This window comes from Haemophilus sp. HMSC066A11, from assembly GCF_001811665.1.
In the GTDB taxonomy this organism is placed as follows: domain Bacteria; phylum Pseudomonadota; class Gammaproteobacteria; order Enterobacterales; family Pasteurellaceae; genus Haemophilus; species Haemophilus influenzae.
Genome location: NZ_KV805856.1, coordinates 161870 through 181422, shown reverse-complemented (window position 1 = coordinate 181422; position 19553 = coordinate 161870). Strand labels below are relative to the sequence as shown.

Here is a 19553-nt window from a genome sequence, read left to right as displayed (position 1 = left end):
ATGATAAAAGAATGTCAAAATCCACCGCACTTTAGGGTCATTGCGGATAATGCTACGCTATTAGAAGTTTGTAATTTAGCCCAACAGAAAAGTGCGGTCGCCTTAGATACAGAATTTATGCGTGTTTCCACTTATTTTCCTAAGTTGGGATTAATCCAACTTTATGATGGAGAACGCGTATCTTTAATTGATCCTTTAGCGATTACGGATTTTTCGCCTTTTATTGCACTATTAGCCAATCCTAAGGTATTAAAAATCTTACATTCTTGTAGTGAAGATTTATTGGTTTTCTTACAAGAATTTGATCAGCTTCCACACCCAATGATTGATACGCAAATTATGGCCCGCTTTATTGGGCTGGGTGCATCAGCAGGCTTGGCAAAATTAGCACAACAATATTTAAATATAGAAATCGATAAAGGTGCAACTCGCACCAATTGGATCAAACGCCCCCTTTCTGATATTCAACTTCAATATGCCGCAGGCGATGTTTGGTATTTGTTACCGCTTTATCATATTCTTGAAAAAGAGTTAGCAAAAACACCTTGGGAACAAGCAGTAAGAGATGATTGCGAACTGGCTCTTTCTAAAACGCATAAATTACAAGAGCGAGATTCAGAAAAAGCGTATTTAGATATTCCAAATGCTTGGAAATTAAATTCATTAGAATTGTCTCGTTTAAGAATCTTGTCGCAGTGGCGACAAAATGTCGCAATAGAACGTGATTTAGCACTTTCTTATATTGTGAAATCAGAACATCTTTGGAAAGTGGCAAAGAATAATCCACGTAATACATCTGAAATGTTAGAAATGGGATTAACTGAAAATGAAGTGCGTGTGCGTGGTAAGAAAATTCTACAATTACTTTCTCAAGCAAGACGTATTTCGTCTAATGACTATCCTGAACCTATTGAACGTATTTCTGAAGATCCTCGTTATAAAAAAACAATTCAATTATTACAAGAAAAAGTGAATAGCCTAACACCAGCAGGTTTAACCCCTGAAATCGTTGCAAGTAAACGCACTTTGGATGAATTAATTAAATGGGTTTGGAAATATGATTGTTCTCAAGATAAACTACCAGAATTGCTGATTGGATGGCGAAAACCTATTGGTGAGAAGTTAGTTGATGAACTTAGGTAAATATAAAAAAGCGTTGGGCAAATAGCTCAACGCTTTTAGTTTCTACTCGTAGAGTTTTTTCACTTGTTCAGGTGTCATCACTCGTTGATATTTACTAAATTCTTTTGCCATATAGTAAGCACCAAAATTTGTTAAGTGATCTTGATCAGCGTACAATAATTTTCCTTCTGCCATAACGCTATCTTTTGGTAAATACTGTTGAGCATCTACCCAATAAACATTAGGAATATCTTTGATTAAATCGTGAATGATTTTGTTACTCGCATCAATATCGCCCATTCTACGAATTGGTTCCAAATATTTTTCAAGTCCATATTTTCCCAGTAAATATCCACGAATAGGCGATCTGCTAATAGAACTGTTATTTGCAAAGATATAAACTGATTTTGATTTAGCAAGTAATTTAACTGTTTCTACAAAACGATTTTGAAAGTCATCAACTAAGTATGATTGAGCATTAAATCGCGGAACAGGTTGCCCTCCCATTCTTAAATCATAAAATTCAGAAATAAAAACTACATTATATTTTTGTATTTCATCCCATTGTTGTAAGCATTGATTACTTACCTTAGATTTTTTATCAACTAACACTCGGCATTCAGGACCAGTATTTAAAATATCTGATTTCCATCCTTCAATATAGCCTACATAATCCAAGAATTGTTCCAAATGCCCAGCATGAGAATCACCGATAGTGATAATTTTACTTGGATGAGAATTTTTATGTGTAGAAAACGGAATATCTAATTCAATATGTTCTTTTTCTTTTCTAATTTGTTTTCTTTCATAGGTGTTATAACCAATAATAAAAAGAGAAGGAATTAGATAAAGATAGATAAATGCCTGTTTAAAGTTTAGTTTCGATTTTCTAATTGGTTGTTCGATTAAATAATAACTTAGAACTGAAAAAATTATTGTTAATATTATTACTATAGCGATAGATTGATTATTAATTTGTTTTTCGCCCGTTATATAATAAGCAAACGCAATAAAAATCCAATGATATAAATAAAGAGAATAAGAAATTTTTCCAATAAACACTATTGCTTTATTAGATAAACATAATTTAACGATGTTATTTTGTGATGTGGTATGAATAATTAATGCTGTAAAAATACAAGGAAGAATTAAAGTAATACCTGGAATAAATGCAATATTATTATTCATTAAAAATAAGCAGGAAAATAATAGTAATGTACTTAATATTGCAATAAGATTGCTTGCTTGCTTGCTTGCTTGCTTGCTTGCTGAAAGATTATGATAAATTGCCAACAAAGATCCTACAAGTAATTCAGGAAATCTTAGGTTAGAGAGATAATAAATATTAGGCTGATGCAATACTTCTTTGTAAAAGTTAGCTGAAACAAAAGATGTCGCAAGTAAAATAAAAAACAAAATTAGCGTTATAATAAACAATACTTTAATTTCTCTAAATTTTTTATAAGCTAAAATGAGGATAAGTGGAAAAATAAGATAGTATTGTTCTTCTACGGCTAATGACCAAATATGTAATACAGGGTTTTCATTCGCACTTAAATCAAAATAACCTTGTGTTAATCCTAGATAGAAATTAGATAGGAATGCAATAGCTAATTCAATGGTTTTTCTTAATTTATTGAAATCATTATAAATAAAAATAGCAGACGCAATGAAAGACACTAATGCCATCACTGTAATAAAAGCAGGATAAATTCGTTTAATACGTCGAGTATAAAATTGTTTAAGCGAAAAAGAATTCTGTTGAATTTCTGTGATAATAATACCCGTAATCAGAAAACCAGAAATAACAAAGAAAATATCCACCCCAAGAAAACCACCAGATAACCAGTTTTCATTAAGATGATAAATAATGACTGAAATAACAGCAATTGCGCGTAGTCCATCAATTTCTGGACGATATTTAATAGATGACATAATATTCCTTTAATAAAAATATAAACCGCACCTTTATTTCTGCGTCAAAAGTGCGGTTATTTTTTTATGTGTTTTTACACGTTGAATCGAAAGTGCATTACATCGCCATCTTGTACGATGTAATCTTTGCCTTCTAAACGCCATTTACCCGCTTCTTTTGCACCGTTTTCACCGTTGAATTGGATAAAGTCTTCGTAAGCGATAACTTCTGCTCGGATAAAGCCTTTTTCAAAGTCGGTGTGGATTACAGCGGCTGCTTTTGGTGCGGTTGCGCCGACTGAAACTGTCCAAGCTCGTACTTCTTTTACGCCAGCAGTGAAATAAGTTTGAAGATTTAAAAGCGCATATCCTGCACGAATTACACGGTTCAATCCTGGTTCTTCAATGCCTAAATCTTGTAAAAACTCGACTTTTTCTTCATCATCAAGTTCTGCAATTTCAGATTCAATCGCTGCACATACAGGAACAACAACAGCGCCCTCTTTTTCGGCAATTTCACGAACGCGATCTAAGTATGGATTATTTTCAAAACCATCTTCATTTACGTTTGCGATATACATTGTTGGTTTTAACGTTAAGAAGTTGTAACTCTTGATTGCTTGCAATTCTTCTTTATCTAACCCAACAGAACGAATCATTCCTGCATTTTCCAGCACAGGGAGAATTTTTTCCATAACGGAAAGTTCAAATTTAGCTTCTTTATCGCCACCTTTTGCACGTTTTTGTAAACGTTGGATTGCTCGTTCACAACTGTCTAAGTCTGCTAAGGCTAATTCAGTGTTGATAGTGTCAATATCATCAAGTGGGTCAATTTTCCCTGCAACGTGTACAATGTCATCGTTTTCAAAACAACGCACTACGTGACCAATTGCGTCTGTTTCGCGGATGTTTGCTAAGAATTTATTACCTAAGCCCTCGCCTTTGCTAGCACCTGCAACTAAGCCTGCAATGTCCACAAATTCCATCGTGGTAGGTAATACGCGTTCAGGCTTAACGATTTCTGCCAATGCATCTAAACGCGGATCTGGCATTGGCACGACACCAGTATTTGGTTCGATAGTACAGAATGGATAGTTTGCGGCTTCAATACCAGCTTTAGTGAGCGCGTTAAAAAGAGTAGATTTGCCGACATTTGGCAATCCCACAATACCACATTTGAATCCCATAATTTTTCCTTATTTTGAGTAAAACGGTTGTAAAACTAACCGCACTTTTAAATTTTAAAACTATTTAAACGGTTGGTCGCTTTGACCATTCCATCTTTGAAAATCATTTCCACACAATCAGTGGCTTCATCTAGCACTTTTTCAAGTGCATTGCGATCTGCTGGCGATGGTTTATTTAAGACGTAACCTGCCACTAAATCACGATGGCCTGGATGCCCAATGCCAATGCGTAAACGGTAGAAATTATTGTTATTGCCTAGTTGTGCCACAATATCTTTTAAGCCGTTATGCCCACCATGTCCACCGCCTTGTTTGAGTTTTGCGATGCCAGCAGGTAAATCTAGTTCATCGTGAATAACCAAAATTTCTTCAGGTTTAATACGGTAAAAATTTGCCAATGCCCCAACCGCTTTACCGCTTAAATTCATAAAAGTTGTTGGCACTAAAAGGCGTACTTCTTTTCCATTCACTAAAGTGCGGGCAGTTTTTCCGAAGAATTTACTTTCTGGATTTAGTGAAACGTTAAAACGACGTGCCAAGCGTTCAATAAGCCATTCGCCTGCATTGTGGCGTGTATCTGTATATTTATCGCCAGGGTTGCCTAAACCAACAATAAGTTTTATTTCTGACATTTTTATTTGATGATGTAAAAAATAGTGGCGTATTGTAGCGAAAAAGCCTTAAATTCTCAATCTATAAGGCGGAAACAAAGAGGTAATTTATTGCTCGTGATTTATCATTAAAAGTCACCGCACTTTTCCGTTATAATGGCTAAAATTTTTTAATGAAGAAGTAAAAATGAATCAGATTAACATTGAAATCGCTTATGCTTTTCCCGAACGTTATTATTTGAAATCTTTTCAAGTTGATGAAGGAATCACCGTGCAAACGGCGATTACGCAATCGGGGATTTTAAGCCAATTTCCAGAGATTGATTTGAGTACAAATAAAATTGGGATTTTCAGTCGTCCAATAAAATTGACTGATGTATTAAAAGAGGGCGATCGTATTGAAATTTATCGTCCATTACTTGCTGATCCGAAAGAAATTCGCCGTAAACGTGCAGCAGAACAAGCTGCCGCTAAAAATAAAGAAAAAGGAGCTTAAAAATGACCGCACTTTCATCTATTGATTTTTGTTTACCTGAACATATCACGCCAGAAATTTTTCTACGGGATTATTGGCAGAAAAAGCCACTTGTAATTCGTAACGGTTTGCCTGAAATTGTTGGGCAGTTTAAGCCACAAGATATTATTGAACTTGCACAAAATGAAGATGTTACTGCTCGTTTAGTGAAGACATTTTCTGATGATAATTGGAAAGTTTTTTTTAGCCCTTTGAGCGAAAAGGATTTCCAAAAATTGCCAGAAAAATGGTCTGTGTTAGTTCAAAATTTGGAGCAATGGTCGCCTGAATTAGGGCAACTTTGGAACAAATTTGGCTTTATTCCTCAATGGCAACGTGACGACATTATGGTGTCTTACGCGCCGAAAGGTGGCTCTGTTGGTAAGCATTATGATGAATATGATGTATTTTTAGTGCAAGGCTATGGCCATCGTCGTTGGCAAGTGGGTAAATGGTGTGATGCAAGCACTGAATTTAAACCCAATCAATCGATCCGAATTTTTGATGATATGGGCGAATTAGTCATTGATGAAGTAATGAATCCAGGGGATATTTTGTATATTCCAGCCCGTATGGCACATTATGGCGTGGCTGAAGATGATTGTTTAACCTTTTCTTTTGGCTTGCGTTATCCAAATTTAAGTAATTTGATTGATAGCGTAAGCAAAAGTTTCTGTCATCAAGATCCAGATTTGAATTTAAGTGAATTTGATTTACCGCTACGTTTAAGCCAGTCTGTACAAGCTACAGGTAAACTTGCAGATGAAAATATTCAAGCGATGAAACAGCTTTTATTGGATAAATTGGCTCATTCAGAAGCTTTTGATGCGTTGTTTAAGCAAGCCGTAGCAAGTGCGGTAAGTTCTCGTCGTTATGAGTTATTGGTTTCTGATGAAATGTGCGATCCCGATGAAGTGCGGTCAATTTTAGAAGAAGATGGCGCATTCCTTTCTCAAGACAACAATTGTAAATTGCTTTACACCGAAAATCCGTTGCGAATTTATGCGAACGGCGAATGGTTAGATGAACTTAATATAATTGAGAGCGAAGTATTAAAACGCTTGTCTGACGGCGAAAGTTTAGATTGGGTATTTCTATCTAATTTAGTGAATGAAACCGAAGATCCCGAAACTTCAATGGATTTACTGTTGGATTCCATTTGTAATTGGGTTGATGATGGTTGGGCGTTAATTGAATAACATGTCAGACAATATTTATTCCGTCTCTCAACTAAATTCTGCTGCGCGTCAGATACTTGAGGGCAATTTTTGCCAAATTTGGCTAACGGGGGAAATTTCCAATTTTACCCAACCTGTGTCTGGACATTGGTATTTAACGCTGAAAGATGAAAATGCACAGGTGCGTTGTGCAATGTTTCGTATGAAAAATTTGCGTGTAGCTTTTCGTCCACAAAATGGAATGCAAGTGCTTGTGCGTGCCAATGTGAGTTTATATGAGCCTCGCGGCGATTATCAACTTATTATTGATTCTATGCACCCAGCAGGCGAGGGATTATTGCAACAGCAATTTGAAGCGTTAAAAATGAAGTTGGCTGCGGAAGGTTTATTTGCTCAAAATCTCAAGAAAAATCTACCGCACTTTAGTAAAGCAGTGGGGATTATTACTTCTTCTACAGGTGCGGCATTGCAAGATATTTTGCATATTTTGGCACGCCGTGATCCAAGTTTAAAAGTCGTCATTTATCCCACTGCGGTTCAAGGCAAAGAGGCAACTGCAGAAATTGTGCAAATGATTGAACTTGCCAATTTGCGACAAGAAGTAGATGTATTAATTGTGGGTCGTGGTGGAGGTTCATTAGAAGATCTTTGGTGTTTTAATGAAGAAGAAGTGGCGCGAGCGATTTTTCGTTCAACCTTACCTATTATCAGTGCGGTGGGACACGAAACAGATGTGACGATTGCCGATTTTGTGGCAGATCTTCGTGCGCCGACCCCTTCTGCTGCGGCAGAGTTAGTTAGTCGTAATCAAGATGAATTATTGCAACAACTTCGCCATCAACAGCAACGTTTAGATATGGCATTTGATCGTTTATTTACGCGAAAAAGCCAGCGTTTGAAACAGCTTGCCTTACGATTGCAAAATCAACATCCACAGAATCAGCTACGTGCTCAACAAGCAAAAAATGAACAGCTTACGCATCGCTTGCAACTTGCTATGTTGCGTCAGTTTGAAAATACACAACAAAAATTCACCGCACTTTCTGTTCGTTTAAAACAAAATCCATTGCCATATCGAGTGCAACGTCATCAACAACGCTTAGAACAACTTCAAGTGCGGTTAAATTTTTGCGTAAATCGCCAAGTGACGGAGCGTCAAAATAAACTGGCAACGTTATGCGGAAAATTGGATGGTTTAAGCCCGTTGAAAGTATTGGCAAGAGGTTATTCCATTGCGGAAAACCCGCAAGGTAAGGCCATTGTTAGCGTGAAAGATGTCAATCAAGGGGACTTAATTACAACCCAAGTGGCTGATGGAAAAATTATGAGTAAGGTTTTGTAGAATATCTGTTTTGTAAAAATGGAGTAAAACATTATCTTACGAAAAAAGAATGCCGTGATTATTGAATAAATTATCACGGTATTTTATTTTGTGACTCACTTCAAACTTTCAACAAAAAGTGGAAACCTTCTATTTTTTTTGTAGTCTTTTAAGCGTATGATTTTGCGTTCAGTTTTGGAGAAAACAGATGTCAGAAATTCAACATTTTAGCCAACAAGATATAGAAATATTGGGAGAACAAACTTTATATGAAGGTTTTTTCACGCTTAAACAAATCCAATTTAAACATAAACTTTTTGCTGGAGGGCAAAGTGGCATCGTAACCCGAGAATTACTGATTAAAGGTGCCGCCTCAGCAGTTATCGCTTATGATCCAAAAGAAGATTCTGTGATTTTAGTCGAACAAGTTCGTATTGGCGCGGCTTATCATCCTGAATCTCATCGTTCGCCTTGGTTACTTGAACTCATTGCAGGTATGGTGGAAAAAGGCGAAAAGCCAGAAGACGTTGCTTTGCGTGAGAGTGAAGAAGAAGCAGGGATTCAAGTCAAAAATTTAACACATTGTTTAAGTGTGTGGGATAGCCCAGGTGGCATCGTGGAGCGGATTCATTTATTTGCAGGCGAAGTGGATAGCGCACAAGCAAAAGGCATTCACGGTTTGGCTGAAGAAAATGAAGACATTAAAGTGCACGTAGTAAAACGTGAACAGGCGTATCAATGGATGTGCGAGGGGAAAATTGATAATGGCATTGCAGTGATTGGATTGCAGTGGCTTCAATTAAATTATGCTCAGTTACAACAAAGTTGGAAACGTAGCTAGGGGGCATTAATGAAAAATACGTTTGTTTATCAGGCGGAAAAGCCTGTTATAAAGTTATTACAAATTACCGATCCCCATTTATTTAAAGATGAAAGTGCGGAATTATTGGGGGTAAATACACAAGCAAGTTTTGCTCAAGTATTAAAGGAAATTCAGCAAGAAAATCATGAGTTTGATGTGATTCTTGCTACAGGCGATCTTGTGCAAGATAGTAGCGATGAAGGTTACATTCGTTTTGTAGAAATGATGAAACCTTTCAATAAACCTGTGTTTTGGATTCCAGGAAATCACGATTTTCAGCCTAAAATGGCAGAATTTTTAAATCAGCCTCCAATGAACGCAGCAAAACATCTTCTATTGGGCGAACATTGGCAAGCCTTATTGTTGGATAGCCAAGTTTACGGTGTACCACATGGGCAACTAAGCCAGCATCAACTTGATTTATTAAAAGAAACCTTAGGAAAAAATCCAGAACGCTATACCTTGGTTGTATTACATCACCATTTATTACCAACTAATTCCGCGTGGCTTGATCAACATAACCTTCGTAATTCTCACGAATTGGCAGAAGTGCTTGCGCCTTTTTCCAATGTGAAAGCTATTTTATATGGGCATATTCATCAAGAAGTAAATAGTGAATGGAATGGTTATCAAGTAATGGCAACACCAGCGACTTGTATTCAATTTAAACCTGATTGCCAGTATTTTTCTCTTGATACCTTACAGCCTGGTTGGCGTGAAATTGAGCTACATTCAGATGGTTCAATTCGTACCCAAGTGAAACGTATTCAGCAAGCGGAATTTTTGCCGAATATGCAAGAAGATGGATATTAAATTTTGTGGACGTTTTAAAAATCACTTTCATAGTAAGCATTTTTAAAACGTCCACTATTCTAACCCAATAAAAGTGCGGTCAAATTTTTAATTGTTTTTAACGATTCGCCAGTTCAAAAATCATCGCTTCTGCTTGGCAACTAAAAGTGAAAGAAGCATTTAATTGAACGCCGTTTTCAACTGCCACGATTTCGCTTTTAATTTCGCAAGGATCGCTTTCTATATCGCGCGCTTTCTTCGTTAATCGCTCAAGCGCTGCATTGGCATCAGCTTCTGTGCTATAAAATTGATGTACTTCTACGCTACAGTCAGAGCCATCAATAATCGTGCCTACATCAACACAGCTACAAGTTAAGGATTCTTCTGCTTTGCATTTTACGGTCATTTTCTTTTCCTTATATGAATATTTTTGTGCATTTTATCATTTTTCTTTTTCCCCATAAATGACAAAAATTGAACAAAACAATCCATTAAATGCAAAAAGCTCCTGCTAACTAGTCGTAGCTCTAATAAAAATAAGGAATAGAGTTGCACTCAATAGATTCGGGCTTTATAATTGCCCAGATTTTTATTTATAACAAAGGGTTCCAAATGAAAAAATTTAATCAATCTATATTAGCAACAGCAATGTTGTTGGCTGCAGGTGGTGCAAATGCGGCTGCGTTTCAATTGGCGGAAGTTTCTACTTCAGGTCTTGGTCGTGCCTATGCAGGTGAAGCGGCGATTGCAGATAATGCTTCTGTCGTGGCAACTAACCCAGCTTTGATGAGTTTATTTAAAACGGCACAGTTTTCCACAGGTGGCGTTTATGTTGATTCTAGAATTAATATGAATGGTGATGTAGGTGTAGGTGCTTCTATAACAGGTGCTTCAGTGAAAATAACAAGGAACGGCTCAGCTTCACAGCGTAATGTTGTTCCTGGTGGCTTTGTGCCAAATCTTTATTTCGTTGCGCCAGTGAATGATAAATTCGCGCTGGGCGCAGGAATGAATGTCAATTTCGGTCTAAAAAGTGAATATGGCGATAGTTATGATGCTGGTATATTTGGTGGAAAAACTGACTTGACTGCTATCAACTTAAATTTAAGTGGTGCTTATCGAGTAACAGAAGGCTTGAGCCTAGGTTTAGGGGTAAATGCGGTTTATGCTAAAGCCCAAGTTGAACGAAATGCTGGTCTTATTGCGGATACTGTTAATGATAACCAAATAAAACAAGCACTCTCAACACAGCAAACAACATTAAGAGATCTTCCTAAGCATTTGACCTCTAAAGACAAATCTGTTGTGTCATTACAAGATAGAGCCGCTTGGGGCTTTGGCTGGAATGCAGGTGTAATGTATCAATTTAATGAAGGTAACAGAATTGGTTTAGCCTATCATTCTAAAGTGGACATTGATTTTACTGACCGCACTGCCACTAGTTTAGAAGCAGAGGCTATCAAGGCAGGTAAAAAAGGTGATTTAACCCTTACATTGCCAGATTACTTAGAACTTTCTGGTTTCCATCAATTAACTGACAAACTTGCTGTGCATTATAGTTATAAATATACCCATTGGAGTCGTTTAACAAAATTACATGCTAGCTCTGAAAATGGTAAAAAAGCGTTTGATAAAGAATTACAATACAGTAATAACTCTCGTGTTGCATTAGGGGCAAGTTATAATCTTGATGAAAAATTGACCTTACGCGCAGGTATTGCTTACGATCAAGCGGCATCTCGTCATCAGCGTAGTGCTGCAATTCCAGATACCAATCGCACTTGGTATAGTTTAGGGGCAACCTATAAATTCACCCCTAATTTATCTGTTGATCTTGGCTATGCTTACTTAAAAGGCAAAAAAGTTCACTTTAAAGAAGTAAAAGCAATAAGTCAAGCTACACTCACATTGGATACAACTGCAAATTATACTTCTCAAGCACACGCAAATCTTTACGGTTTGAATTTAAATTATAGTTTCTAATCCGTTAAAAAATTTAGCATAATAAAGCACACTTCCACACCAAGTGTGCTTTTTTTTATAAAATAAGGCAAAAATGACCGCACTTTATTACACTTATTATCCCTCGCCAGTGGGACGGCTTTTGATTTTATCTGACGGCGAGAGCATTACGCATATTGATTTTGAAAAAGAGCAATATGCGCCTAATCCCAAATGGCACAAGCAAGATGAATTGCCTGTTTTTCAAAAAGTGCGGTTAGCTTTTGAACGATATTTTAATGGGGAAGTTGAGCGGTTTGCAGACATTCCCTTAAAACCAGAAGGCACCGCGTTTCAACAAGCCATTTGGCAAGCCTTGCGAGAAATTGCTTATGGCGAGCTTTCAAGTTATGGCGAGCTGGCGTTACGGATTAATAATCCTAAAGCTGTTCGTGCCGTGGGCGGCGCGGTGGGGAGTAATCCCATTAGTATTATTATTCCTTGTCATCGCATTTTAGGCAAAGATCGGACTTTAACTGGTTTTGGCGGTGGCTTAGAGGCAAAACGTTTTTTATTACAGTTAGAAAAAATTCCCTATATTGATAAAGGCACTGAAAATACTAAGCCTCGCTTTTTTAAGAAATATCACGAATGATTCCACAAACCCTTGAACAATTACTTTCCCAAGCACAATCCATTGCTGGCTTAACTTTTGGGGAGTTAGCTGGTGAACTGCATATTCCTGTTCCGATTGATTTAAAACGTGATAAAGGCTGGGTAGGCATGTTATTAGAGCGTGCTTTAGGCGCAACGGCAGGAAGTAAAGCTGAACAGGATTTTTCTCATTTAGGTGTTGAACTAAAAACATTGCCGATTAATGCTGAGGGTTATCCTCTTGAAACCACCTTTGTGAGCCTTGCCCCGTTGGTACAAAATTCTGGGGTTAAATGGGAAAATTCTCACGTTCGTCATAAACTTTCTTGTGTACTTTGGATGCCTATTGAAGGCAGTCGCCATATTCCATTGCGTGAACGCCATATCGGTGCGCCAATTTTATGGAAACCAACCGCTAAGCAAGAACGTCAATTAAAACAAGATTGGGAAGAATTGATGGATTTAATTGTACTTGGCAAATTGGAGCAAATTACCGCTCGAATTGGTGAGGTTATGCAACTTCGCCCGAAGGGTGCAAATAGTCGCGCTGTGACAAAAGGCATAGGAAAAAATGGCGAAATTATAGATACCTTGCCTTTAGGTTTTTATCTAAGAAAAGAATTCACCGCTCAAATTTTGAACGCATTTTTAGATGTAAAGCCACTTTAACTTGATTTTAATACTCGTCAAAAACACGGAAAAAACCGACCGCACTTTTTAGCTCGTTGCCGTAAAAAATTAAAGGGATCCGATTTCGTTCCCAAGGTGGCACGCTTAATTCTTGCCAGATTTTTTTTATATCTTCTCTTGGGCGTTTCGGATGATGTTTAATTTTGCCCGAATAACCAAAACGAATAGAAATAGGCAAGTCCGTTTTTTCTAGCGTCACAGAAAAATCCTGCCAGTGGAAAATCAGATTATGTTCATTTTCTTGAACAGTGAGATTGCCTAAATTATCAGGTAAATTTAGCGTATTTTGTTCTAATTTTAGGGAGCATTTGGTTAGATCAGAAAACGGCTTAGTTAAATATAAACTATCTTGATAACGTCGAATAACTTTATTTACAAGCTGAAATTGAGGATTTGCCTCTTCTTTTGCAAAAACGACATCATTAATAAGCTGTGTAAGTTGGCGTTTACTTGGCATTTCAAGTTGGTTTTCCGCAAGCCACATACGCAAAAGTGCGGTTTGTTTTGCGAGAGAATATTGGCGGAACTGGCACAGTTTAAATTGGTTTTTAATTTGACAATGTTGTGCAAAGGCTTCACTCAATAAATCATTAATTAACTGTTGTTGCTCAAAACAATGTTGTGCGGAACGTTGCACGGCTAAATCAAAATAAGCCCAGCGTTCACGTAATTCTGGCAAAATTTCATTGCGTAAGAAATTGCGATCAAATCGATTATCTTTATTACTTTCATCTGTAATCCAGTTGAGTTTTTCTTTTTGAGCATAATCTTCTAACTGTGGGCGAGTAAAACTTAACAACGGGCGTAAAATTGGCATGCCGAATAATACGCTTTGTTGTTGCATTGCGCCTAAGCCTTGTAGCCCACTGCCACGTTTTAGTGCTAAGAAAAATGTTTCTGTTTGATCGTTTAGATGATGTGCTGTAACCAGCATTTCTTTCGTTTGAAGATGTTTTTTTATGGCTTGATAGCGTGCTTCACGCGCCCCAGCCTCAATGCCATTGGTTTTATCTACTTGTACTCGCTCAATAATCAACGGAATTTGAAATTGATCGCATAAGTCTTGGCAATGTTTAGCCCAACTGTCGGCATTGGGGCTTAATCCGTGATGAATGTGGATAGCTCGTACTGATAAAGGCGGTAAGTGCGGTTGTTTTTGACGAAGTTTTGCAAATAAAGAAAGAAGTACAGTAGAATCCAAACCACCACTCAAGGCGATAAGAAACCCTTGAGCGGTGGCTTTTTGGAGTTGTTTTTCAATGTCTGAAAGTAAATCCATTAGGCAACTTTTTCAGCTTTATAGTTACTGCTTGGATTAAGAATTTCAAAACGTGCAGCAATGGTTTGTAACTCGTAAGAACCCAGTTCAAAGGTGGTTTTCATTGTGTTTTCTCCTTTGTTGTATATTTAGATCAAAAAAGAGCGGCAAAAATCACCGCTCTTTTAGAATGTTAGTTAGCAATAACCGTAAGACATTAAACGTTCATAACGTCTATTTAATAATTCTTCTTTGCTTAGTCCGTCAAGTTCTGATAAATCTTCTTTTAAACGAAGTTTTAAGTTTTCAGCTATTTCTAGATAATTACGATGCGCACCACCTAAAGGTTCTTGCACAATGCTATCGATAAGATTTAATTCTTTCAAACGGCTTGCAGTTAATCCCATTACTTCCGCTGCAGTCGATGCTTTTTCCGCACTTTTCCAAAGAATAGAAGCGCAACCTTCAGGCGAGATAACAGAATAAGTGGAATACTGCAACATATTCACTTTATCGCCCACGCCAATAGCTAATGCACCGCCCGAACCGCCTTCGCCGATAACGGTACAAATAACAGGAACGGTAAGTTGTGCCATTTCGCGTAAGTTGCGAGCAATAGCTTCCGCTTGACCACGTTCTTCTGCGCCAATACCTGGATAAGCCCCTGGAGTATCAATAAATGTAATAATTGGCAATTTAAAACGTTCAGCCATTTCCATTAAACGTAACGCTTTACGATAGCCTTCGGGGGCTGGCATACCAAAATTGCGTTGTACTTTTTCTTTTACAGAACGACCTTTTTGATGACCGATAACCATCACTGGGCGACCATCTAAACGTGCCAAGCCACCAACAATCGCTTTATCATCAGCAAAAGCGCGGTCGCCAGCAAGTTCTTCAAATTCCGTAAAAATATGTTCAATATAATCTAATGTATAAGGGCGGTTTGGATGACGTGCCATACGTGAAACTTGCCAAGCATCAAGGTTAGCAAAGGTTTTTTTAGTGAGTTCGTTACTTTTCTTTTGTAAGCGTTTGATTTCATCAGTTAAATCAACTTTATCATCCGATGCTGCATGTAATGCTTCAATTTTTGCTTCTAATTCTGCAATCGGCAATTCAAAATCTAAATATTCTTGGTTCATTTTGTTATCCTAAAAAGACCGTAAAAATCGACCGCACTTTATCAAGAATTAAACTGTGGCGCAAATGGTTTTCACTGGTTGGGCAAGCTCATAATCGCTCTTTTTTGAAGAGTGATAAGACAAATAAAAACGCTGAACAAATCACAACGGAAGGCCCAGCAGCGGTATCATAAAAGGCTGATAAGATTAGCCCAGCTATAATTGACAACATACTGACTACAATCGCCCAGCCCACCATAGATTCAGGTGTTCTCGCAAAGCGACGAGCGGTTGCCGCAGGGATTATTAATAAGGATGTGATTATTAATGCACCGACAAATTTCATACTCAAGGCAATAGTCAATGCGGTTAATATCATTAAAATAAAACGCATTTTTTTGATATTAATGCCTTCAACTTGCGCGAGTTCTGGCGATACGGTGGTGGAAAGTAAGGATTGCCAAAAGTAAATTAATGTTGAAAGCACAATTATCACGCCAATGCCAATATAAATTAAATCGGTATAATTAATTGCGAGCAAATCCCCAAATAAATAATTCATTAAATCTACCCGTACATTCCGTAATAATCCTACTGTCACAACGCCGAGAGATAAACAGCTATGGGCGATAATGCCGAGCAAGGTATCAATAGAAAATTGCGTATTGCTTTCTAACCACACCATTGCGATAGCAAGAATTAAGGTCAGCACCACAATCGCAATGTAAGGATTGACTTGTAAGAAAATCCCTAACGCCACACCGAGCAAGGCAGAGTGAGAAAGTGTGTCGCCAAAATAAGCCATTTTCCGCCACACTACAAATACGCCAAGTGGCGCAGTAATAAGTGAAAGCAAAATGCCTGTTAAAAAGGCTGGAAATAAAATTTCAAACATTATTTATCCTTATTTTGACAATGCACTGCTGATGAATTACAACCGCACACATCTCCGTGTAAAGTGTGATGATGATTGTGATGATGGGTATAAAAGCCGATATTTTGTGCGATCTGATTTCCCCATAAACGCATAAATGTTGGATCATTTGAGAGAACATCAGGCGTACCTGCACAACAAATATGTTGGTTAATACACAATACTTCTTTACTGTCTGCCATCACAATGTGTAAATCGTGTGATACCATCAATACAGCACAATTTAATTTTTGTTGGGTTTGATGAATGAGCTGATAAAGTTCTGCCTGCCCAGTAATATCTACGCCTTGAGTGGGTTCGTCTAGCACAAGTAAATTTGGTTTATTTAAAATTGCACGCGCCAATAATACCCGTTGCATTTCGCCACCAGATAGTTTTTGCATATTATTTTTGCGTAAATGTGAAATAGAAAGTTGCTCAAGTGCGGTGGATATTTCTTGTGTTTTAATGCCTTTTTTTAGCGAAAGAAATCGCTCAACCGTGATGGGTAAACTATGATCTAAATGGATTTTTTGTGGAACATAACCAATACGAACATTTTTACTATAAATGACTTCGCCAGAAGTGGGCGTTTGTAGTTTTAATAAGGTTTTTAATAACGTTGATTTTCCGCCACCATTTGGCCCCACAATGGTAATAATAGAATTGGGATAGATATTTAAATTAATATCTTGCAGAGCGGTTTTTTGTGCGAAAACCACATTGATATTTTTTAATTGAATGAGCGGTTGTTGGTTTTGCTCGTTGCGAATGGCTGTGATATTCATAAAATCGCCGTGTTTTCAACAATGGTTGGGGAAAATAACGCATTTTTATAGAATTCTCAAGATTTTCTCTCTTGTGTCGAATATTTAAGCATTTGAATAATGCTTTTTCCATAGGAATGAATTTTCTTTATAATCTGTAGTCTGAATGCTGAAAACTTTTTTATTTTAGGGATGCCAGTGCAACACGTAAAATTAGCTCGAGATAGACGAAAAAAACGCACATATATAAAAGTAGGCGTGTTTTTTGTTGCTATTCTGCTTATTTTGACAGGCATTTTACTTACAATAAAAGACAAATCTGAAGAAAATCCCATATTTTCCACCTCTGACAGTGGGGAATATCACGAGTTAAATACATCGCCAAATAAAAATTCCACCGCACTTCAACCTGATGAAGATGCCACCTCTTATGATGATGAACTGCAAGCAAAAGATGATGAAGTTGATGAAGTAAAACTATCTTCAGATGATCTCGGTACTTTACCTCAACACGCACAAGACGCACTCAATGGTTTATTAGACGCGGCCGATCAAGCCATAAGAATTACTGATCAATTTAGCTATACGGTAACCGAAGGGGATACGTTAAAAGATGTTTTAGTTTTATCTGGTTTAGATGATTCATCAGTACAACCGTTGATTAAGCTTGATCCCGAATTAGCCCACTTAAAAGCAGGTCAGCAATTTTACTGGATTTTAAATAAAAATGATAACTTGGAATATTTAAATTGGCTGGTTTCTGAAAAAGAAGAACGTATTTATGAACGTCTCGAAGATGGGAAATTTAAACGCCAAGTTATTGAAAAGAAAAGTATTTGGCGAAAAGAAGTATTAAAAGGCGAGATTCAAAATTCTTTAAATAGTAGTTTAAGAGAACAAGGTCTTGATACGCGACAAATTAGCCAACTTAGTAACGCCTTACAATGGCAAGTGAGTTTACGAAAACTAAAAAAAGGCACTCAATTTGCCATTTTAGTTTCTCGTGAATATTTAGGCGATAAACTTACAGGTCAAGGTAATGTTGAAGCGTTACGTATTTCATCTGGTGGTAAAAATTATTATGCAGTGCAAGCGGCAAATGGTCGTTATTATAATCAGCAAGGGGAAACTTTAGGCAAAGGTTTTGCTCGTTATCCATTGCAGCGACAAGCGCGAGTTTCCTCCCCTTTTAATCCAAATCGTCGCCATCCAGTAACAGGACGTGTTCGTCCCCATAAAGGCGTGGATTTCTCTGTTTCTCAAGGCACACCAGTTATTGCACCAGCAGATGGTACAGTTGAAAAGGTCGCTTATCAGGCTGGCGGTGCTGGGCGTTATGTTATGTTGCGTCACGGGCGTGAATATCAAACTGTTTATATGCACTTGAGCAAATCCTTAGTAAAAGCAGGGCAAACCGTTAAAAAAGGCGAACGTATTGCGCTTTCTGGTAACACGGGCATTTCTACGGGGCCGCATTTACATTATGAATTTCGTATTAACGGTCGAGCAGTGAATCCTCTTACTGTTAAATTACCCGGTACTAGCAGCGGTATGAGTTCAGCTGAACGTAAACAATTCCTTGTTCGTGTTCGTGAAGCAGAAAAAATGTTAAAACCTTAGCTATATAAAGTGCGGTCAAAAATGGTCGCATTTTTACCTTATGTAAAATAATATTTACACTTTGTTGTAAAGAAATTATCATAGCCATATCTTAATTATTTCCATTCCCTGAATATGACGATTTCTAAATTTGATCCTCAAAAACCCTTCGATTGTTTTGTTGTACAAAGTGAAGCGATGAAAAGTGCGGTAGAAAACGCGAAACGTTTTGCTATGTTTGATGTGCCTTTGTTAATTCAAGGCGAAACGGGGACAGGAAAGGATTTGTTAGCGAAAGCCTGCCATTATCAGAGTTTACGTCGAGATAAAAAATTTATCGCAGTAAACTGTGCAGGATTGCCTGATGAAGATGCGGAAAGTGAAATGTTTGGTCGAAAAGTTGGCGACAGTGAAACCATTGGTTTTTTTGAATACGCAAATGAGGGTACAGTTTTACTCGATGGTATTGCTGAACTTTCATTGGGTTTGCAGGCTAAATTATTGCGTTTTTTAACGGATGGATCTTTCCGTCGAGTAGGCGAAGAAAAGGAGCATTATGCAAATGTGCGCGTGATTTGCACATCACAGGTTCCACTCCATTTGCTTGTTGAGCAAGGTAAAGTTCGTGCTGATTTATTTCATCGCTTAAATGTTCTCACTATTAATGTGCCTGCATTACGCAATCGCGTTGCAGATATTGAGCCACTGGCACAAGGTTTTTTACAGGAAATCAGTGAAGAATTAAAAATTGCAAAACCAACTTTCGATAAAGATTTTCTTCTTTATTTGCAGAAATATGATTGGAAAGGGAATGTTCGTGAGCTTTATAACACCCTTTATCGTGCCTGCTCTCTGGTACAAGATAATCATTTGACTATCGAAAGTTTAAATCTTGCTCCGCCACAAAGTGCGGTAATTTCTTTGGATGAATTTGGAAATAAAACCTTAGATGAAATCATCGGATCTTATGAAGCACAAGTTCTAAAATTATTTTATGCAGAATATCCAAGCACGCGAAAATTAGCTCAACGTTTAGGCGTTTCCCATACTGCGATTGCGAATAAATTGAAACAATATGGAATTGGAAAATAATTTTCCGATTTGAA

General features: G+C 37.4%; 19 protein-coding genes and 1 pseudogene. 11 read left to right on the top strand and 9 right to left on the bottom strand.

All coding sequences use genetic code 11. The annotated features are described in order from the left end of the window. The gene (rnd, locus tag HMPREF2813_RS02055) at positions 1-1143 is read left to right on the top strand and encodes a ribonuclease D (protein ID WP_005656394.1); all 1143 of its coding nucleotides are present in this window, start codon (positions 1-3) and stop codon (positions 1141-1143) included. Between the two features lie 42 nt (positions 1144-1185). Here the strand turns inward: rnd and HMPREF2813_RS02050 are convergent, their stop codons facing one another. From HMPREF2813_RS02050 to pth, 3 genes are all read right to left on the bottom strand, one after another. Continuing rightward, positions 1186-3057, bottom strand: coding sequence for an acyltransferase family protein (locus HMPREF2813_RS02050; protein WP_070646953.1), 1872 nt, complete (start codon positions 3055-3057; stop codon positions 1186-1188). 74 nt (positions 3058-3131) lie between these two features. Then, a complete protein-coding gene (ychF, locus tag HMPREF2813_RS02045; protein ID WP_048946915.1) occupies positions 3132-4223 on the bottom strand; it encodes a redox-regulated ATPase YchF in 1092 nt (363 codons plus the stop codon). Positions 4224-4270: 47 nt separating this feature from the next. Next, a complete protein-coding gene (gene pth / locus HMPREF2813_RS02040) occupies positions 4271-4855 on the bottom strand; it encodes an aminoacyl-tRNA hydrolase (protein ID WP_005656397.1) in 585 nt (194 codons plus the stop codon). A gap of 166 nt (positions 4856-5021) precedes the next feature. Here pth and HMPREF2813_RS02035 point away from each other — a divergent pair, with 166 nt between their 5' ends. From HMPREF2813_RS02035 to cpdA, 5 genes are all read left to right on the top strand, one after another. Beyond that, complete coding sequence (locus tag HMPREF2813_RS02035; RefSeq protein ID WP_005652202.1) at positions 5022-5330, top strand: RnfH family protein; 309 nt, start codon at positions 5022-5024, stop codon at positions 5328-5330. A 2-nt stretch (positions 5331-5332) separates the two neighbouring features. Next, entirely contained in the window at positions 5333-6547 is a 1215-nt protein-coding gene (locus tag HMPREF2813_RS02030) for a ribosomal protein uL16 3-hydroxylase (RefSeq protein ID WP_048946916.1), read from the top strand. Position 6548: 1 nt separating this feature from the next. After that, positions 6549-7868 carry an exodeoxyribonuclease VII large subunit gene (xseA, locus tag HMPREF2813_RS02025; protein ID WP_070646951.1) on the top strand — a complete coding sequence of 440 codons (1320 nt, stop codon included), beginning with the start codon at positions 6549-6551 and terminating at the stop codon, positions 7866-7868. Between the two features lie 187 nt (positions 7869-8055). Then, a complete protein-coding gene (nudF, locus tag HMPREF2813_RS02020; RefSeq protein WP_070646949.1) occupies positions 8056-8688 on the top strand; it encodes an ADP-ribose diphosphatase in 633 nt (210 codons plus the stop codon). Between the two features lie 9 nt (positions 8689-8697). Further along, positions 8698-9522: a 3',5'-cyclic-AMP phosphodiesterase gene (gene cpdA, locus HMPREF2813_RS02015; RefSeq protein WP_070646947.1), complete on the top strand. Its 825-nt coding sequence runs from the start codon at positions 8698-8700 to the stop codon at positions 9520-9522. Positions 9523-9619: 97 nt separating this feature from the next. Here the strand turns inward: cpdA and HMPREF2813_RS02010 are convergent, their stop codons facing one another. Further along, positions 9620-9907 carry a YfcZ/YiiS family protein gene (locus tag HMPREF2813_RS02010; protein ID WP_005691446.1) on the bottom strand — a complete coding sequence of 96 codons (288 nt, stop codon included), beginning with the start codon at positions 9905-9907 and terminating at the stop codon, positions 9620-9622. Between the two features lie 206 nt (positions 9908-10113). Between HMPREF2813_RS02010 and HMPREF2813_RS02005 the strand changes: the two genes are divergently transcribed. The 3 genes from HMPREF2813_RS02005 to mutH all read left to right on the top strand — a co-directional run bounded on the left by HMPREF2813_RS02005 (position 10114) and on the right by mutH (position 12765). After that, a complete protein-coding gene (locus HMPREF2813_RS02005; protein ID WP_070646945.1) occupies positions 10114-11484 on the top strand; it encodes an outer membrane protein transport protein in 1371 nt (456 codons plus the stop codon). Between the two features lie 73 nt (positions 11485-11557). Next, positions 11558-12097, top strand: coding sequence for a methylated-DNA--[protein]-cysteine S-methyltransferase (locus tag HMPREF2813_RS02000; protein ID WP_005666549.1), 540 nt, complete (start codon positions 11558-11560; stop codon positions 12095-12097). After that, on the top strand, positions 12094-12765 hold the full coding sequence (gene mutH, locus HMPREF2813_RS01995; RefSeq protein WP_070646943.1) for a DNA mismatch repair endonuclease MutH: 672 nt from the start codon (positions 12094-12096) through the stop codon (positions 12763-12765). The genes HMPREF2813_RS02000 and mutH overlap by 4 nt, the downstream gene beginning before the upstream one ends. 7 nt (positions 12766-12772) lie before the next feature. Here mutH and tilS read toward each other — a convergent pair whose 3' ends face one another. From tilS to znuC, 5 genes and pseudogenes are all read right to left on the bottom strand, one after another. Beyond that, positions 12773-14065, bottom strand: coding sequence for a tRNA lysidine(34) synthetase TilS (gene tilS, locus HMPREF2813_RS01990; RefSeq protein WP_070646941.1), 1293 nt, complete (start codon positions 14063-14065; stop codon positions 12773-12775). Further along, positions 14065-14172: pseudogene (locus tag HMPREF2813_RS09500) on the bottom strand (pyridoxal kinase); the annotation flags it as partial. The pseudogene HMPREF2813_RS09500 and the gene tilS, both read right to left, overlap by 1 nt. A 69-nt stretch (positions 14173-14241) precedes the next feature. After that, positions 14242-15189 (bottom strand): acetyl-CoA carboxylase carboxyl transferase subunit alpha, encoded by a 948-nt coding sequence (gene accA, locus HMPREF2813_RS01985; RefSeq protein ID WP_005686868.1) that lies wholly within the window; start codon positions 15187-15189, stop codon positions 14242-14244. 88 nt (positions 15190-15277) lie between these two features. Beyond that, positions 15278-16063 carry a zinc ABC transporter permease subunit ZnuB gene (gene znuB, locus HMPREF2813_RS01980; RefSeq protein WP_005686871.1) on the bottom strand — a complete coding sequence of 262 codons (786 nt, stop codon included), beginning with the start codon at positions 16061-16063 and terminating at the stop codon, positions 15278-15280. After that, a complete protein-coding gene (gene znuC, locus HMPREF2813_RS01975; RefSeq protein ID WP_005656411.1) occupies positions 16063-16869 on the bottom strand; it encodes a zinc ABC transporter ATP-binding protein ZnuC in 807 nt (268 codons plus the stop codon). The genes znuB and znuC overlap by 1 nt, the downstream gene beginning before the upstream one ends. Positions 16870-17040: 171 nt before the next feature. Between znuC and mepM the strand changes: the two genes are divergently transcribed. Both mepM and HMPREF2813_RS01965 read left to right on the top strand, forming a co-directional pair. Further along, a complete protein-coding gene (mepM, locus tag HMPREF2813_RS01970; RefSeq protein WP_080291953.1) occupies positions 17041-18468 on the top strand; it encodes a murein DD-endopeptidase MepM in 1428 nt (475 codons plus the stop codon). 114 nt (positions 18469-18582) lie between these two features. Next, entirely contained in the window at positions 18583-19539 is a 957-nt protein-coding gene (locus tag HMPREF2813_RS01965) for a sigma 54-interacting transcriptional regulator (RefSeq protein ID WP_038440604.1), read from the top strand. Positions 19540-19553: the final 14 nt, after the last annotated feature.

Excerpts from the sequence above, each read along its gene's own strand:
- mutH (WP_070646943.1), top strand. The coding sequence starts at position 12,094 with ATGATTCCACAAACCCTTGAACAATTACTTTCCCAAGCACAATCCATT.
- nudF (WP_070646949.1), top strand. The coding sequence starts at position 8,056 with ATGTCAGAAATTCAACATTTTAGCCAACAAGATATAGAAATATTGGGA.
- cpdA (WP_070646947.1), top strand. The coding sequence starts at position 8,698 with ATGAAAAATACGTTTGTTTATCAGGCGGAAAAGCCTGTTATAAAGTTA.
- xseA (WP_070646951.1), top strand. The coding sequence starts at position 6,549 with ATGTCAGACAATATTTATTCCGTCTCTCAACTAAATTCTGCTGCGCGT.
- HMPREF2813_RS02050 (WP_070646953.1), bottom strand. The coding sequence starts at position 3,057 with ATGTCATCTATTAAATATCGTCCAGAAATTGATGGACTACGCGCAATT.
- znuB (WP_005686871.1), bottom strand. The coding sequence starts at position 16,063 with ATGTTTGAAATTTTATTTCCAGCCTTTTTAACAGGCATTTTGCTTTCA.
- tilS (WP_070646941.1), bottom strand. The coding sequence starts at position 14,065 with ATGGATTTACTTTCAGACATTGAAAAACAACTCCAAAAAGCCACCGCT.
- rnd (WP_005656394.1), top strand. The coding sequence starts at position 1 with ATGATAAAAGAATGTCAAAATCCACCGCACTTTAGGGTCATTGCGGAT.
- HMPREF2813_RS02030 (WP_048946916.1), top strand. The coding sequence starts at position 5,333 with ATGACCGCACTTTCATCTATTGATTTTTGTTTACCTGAACATATCACG.
- HMPREF2813_RS01965 (WP_038440604.1), top strand. The coding sequence starts at position 18,583 with ATGACGATTTCTAAATTTGATCCTCAAAAACCCTTCGATTGTTTTGTT.
- pth (WP_005656397.1), bottom strand. The coding sequence starts at position 4,855 with ATGTCAGAAATAAAACTTATTGTTGGTTTAGGCAACCCTGGCGATAAA.
- HMPREF2813_RS02005 (WP_070646945.1), top strand. The coding sequence starts at position 10,114 with ATGAAAAAATTTAATCAATCTATATTAGCAACAGCAATGTTGTTGGCT.
- mepM (WP_080291953.1), top strand. The coding sequence starts at position 17,041 with ATGCCAGTGCAACACGTAAAATTAGCTCGAGATAGACGAAAAAAACGC.
- HMPREF2813_RS02000 (WP_005666549.1), top strand. The coding sequence starts at position 11,558 with ATGACCGCACTTTATTACACTTATTATCCCTCGCCAGTGGGACGGCTT.
- HMPREF2813_RS02035 (WP_005652202.1), top strand. The coding sequence starts at position 5,022 with ATGAATCAGATTAACATTGAAATCGCTTATGCTTTTCCCGAACGTTAT.
- ychF (WP_048946915.1), bottom strand. The coding sequence starts at position 4,223 with ATGGGATTCAAATGTGGTATTGTGGGATTGCCAAATGTCGGCAAATCT.
- znuC (WP_005656411.1), bottom strand. The coding sequence starts at position 16,869 with ATGAATATCACAGCCATTCGCAACGAGCAAAACCAACAACCGCTCATT.
- accA (WP_005686868.1), bottom strand. The coding sequence starts at position 15,189 with ATGAACCAAGAATATTTAGATTTTGAATTGCCGATTGCAGAATTAGAA.
- HMPREF2813_RS02010 (WP_005691446.1), bottom strand. The coding sequence starts at position 9,907 with ATGACCGTAAAATGCAAAGCAGAAGAATCCTTAACTTGTAGCTGTGTT.